We start from the raw sequence: 2,173 nt of genomic DNA on the forward strand, positions 1-2,173 counted from the left end.
GAGCGCCGAGCCGACCGAGAGCATCCAAGGAACAGTCCCTAGTCGCCTTCCAGGACCGCCTCCATACGGCTGATCTCGGTGTTCTGCTCGGCGATGAGGTCGTTGGCCATCCTTGCGACGGTCTGGTCCTTGCCTTCGGTCAGAACGTCCACGGCCATGGCGACGGCACCCTCGTGGTGGGCGGTCATGAGCTCCACGAACAGGCGGTCGAAGTCGTCCCCTCGGGCCTGGGCCAGCCGCTCCATGTCCTGCTCGGAGACCATGCCCCGCATGTCCTCATGGTCGACCTCCAAGTCGCACAGGGGTACGTCCTCGTCCTTGGAGTGGTGCTCACCGTCGCCCTCCAGACCGCAGAAGTTCTGGTGGGCCGGGTTGTCCCGGGCCGGCCCGAACACGTGCTCCTCCAACCAGCTCTCCATGGCGGAGATCTCCGGTCCCTGTGCGGCGAAGATGCGATCGGCGATGCGTTCGATACCGTCACGTTCGTGACGGTCCTCGACCAGATCGGTCATCTCCAAGGCCTGAGAATGGTGCTCGATCATCATCACCAGGTAGGTGACATCGGCCTCGTTGTGGCCTTGCTCCTCGGCCAGAGCGGCGATCTGCTCGGCGGTCGCGGGTGTGGAGGATTCCCCAGGGGCACCGGGGGCGATGACGTTGGCGGCTTCCTGCCCGCCGTCGCCGGTGGTGCAGGCCGAGGTGACGAGCAGGGTGAGGGCGGTTCCGGCGGCGAGTGTCAGGCGACGCACGAGGTCTCCTCCAGGGTGGGGGTGGACGGGCCGGGTGGGGACCGCCGATATCGACGGGCGCGACATCCTGCGGGTTTTCTACTCATTCACCGGGCACTTTGTCCAGTGTGGGGCGCTTATCGGTCCCGTTGCGTCCGGGGCACCATACGAGGTCGATGTGAGGAATCCGGGTTCGGGTACGCGATCACGTTCATCGAAGGTGTGCTCGGCCGCGAAGGGCCGTCGCTGGTGTCCTTTCCCGAAGCTTCCGAGGGCGTGTTTTGAAGCTTGTTTCGGGTTCAAGGCAAATGTTTTGATGCCAAGCCGAAACTGAGGGCCATGTGACACATAATGATTCTCCGGCCCCGGGAAACGGGTCCAGGGTCGGCGGTGGTCGATGTCGGACCGTGCCCCATGTTCGGTCCGGCCCCTGGGGTGAGTCTCTACATCGGACCTCCGATTCCAGGCTGTAGGACACCGGCTCCTGGCATGTTGTGCAGTCGGATCGGGCCATGCCGACGTCGTGTCAAAGGTCATCTTTCTTTTGTCTCCCCCTATACAGGTAGATGTTGAACTGTGTACGTTCTACCTGTTTCGCTCCATTCGGAATCAGGAGTACACATGGCGTCGTCCCCCGCCCGCCCCCAGCAAAGACGCCCCTCATATCGCCAAGGTCTTATCGGTGTCGCTCTCACCGCCGTCGCCGTTGTGACCGTGGGACTCCTCGGTCCCGCCACCGCGACCGCGGACGAGACACCCTTCGAAAGCGACGCCCAGACCAGTGCCAACGTCTCCCACGTGGCCAACGTCCCCAAGTCCGAAGTCATGGACGACTACAACTCGGACCTGGCCTTCACCGGCGACTACGCCATCGGCGGTAACTACAACGGGTTCGTCATCTACGACGTCTCCGATCCCGAGGACCCGCAGATCGTTTCCGAGGTGCTGTGTCCGGGTGGCCAGGGTGACCTGTCGGTCAGCGGTGACCTGGTCTACTTCGCCGTGGACTATCCGCGCGCCTCCGACGAATGCGGTGCCCCGGCCGTGCCCACCACCGACCCGAACGGGTTCGAGGGTGTGCGGGTCTTCGACATCTCCGACAAGGCCAACCCCGAATACGTGGCGGCGGTGCGCACCGACTGCGGCTCGCACACCCTCACCCTGGTACCCGGCAAAGACGGCGAACACGACTACGTGTACGTCTCCTCGTACTCACCGAACGCGAACTTTCCGAACTGCCGGCCTCCGCACGACAAGATCTCCATCGTCGAGGTGCCGCTCGACGATCCCGCCGAAGCGGCCCTGGTGAACGAGCCGGTGCTGTTCCCCGACGGTGGCAACGCCCGCACCACCGGTTGCCACGACATCACCGTCTACCCGGAGAACGATCTGGCCGCCGGCGCCTGTATGGGTGACGGGATCCTGATGGACATCTCCGACCCCGC

Annotated in this window: 2 protein-coding genes; one reads left to right on the forward strand and one right to left on the reverse strand. The window is 64.2% G+C overall.

Annotated elements, in window-relative coordinates; all coding sequences use genetic code 11:
- Nucleotides 1-38 precede the first annotated feature (38 nt).
- Complete coding sequence (locus tag D472_RS0123840) at nt 39-749, reverse strand: DUF305 domain-containing protein (RefSeq protein WP_017606950.1); 711 nt, start codon at nt 747-749, stop codon at nt 39-41.
- A 600-nt stretch (nt 750-1,349) separates the two neighbouring features.
- Here D472_RS0123840 and D472_RS0123845 point away from each other — a divergent pair.
- A partial coding sequence (locus D472_RS0123845) for an LVIVD repeat-containing protein (protein WP_033304584.1) occupies nt 1,350-2,173 on the forward strand: 824 nt, incomplete at its 3' end.

This window comes from Nocardiopsis alkaliphila YIM 80379 (assembly GCF_000341005.1).
GTDB classification, from domain to species: Bacteria; Actinomycetota; Actinomycetes; order Streptosporangiales; family Streptosporangiaceae; genus Nocardiopsis; species Nocardiopsis alkaliphila.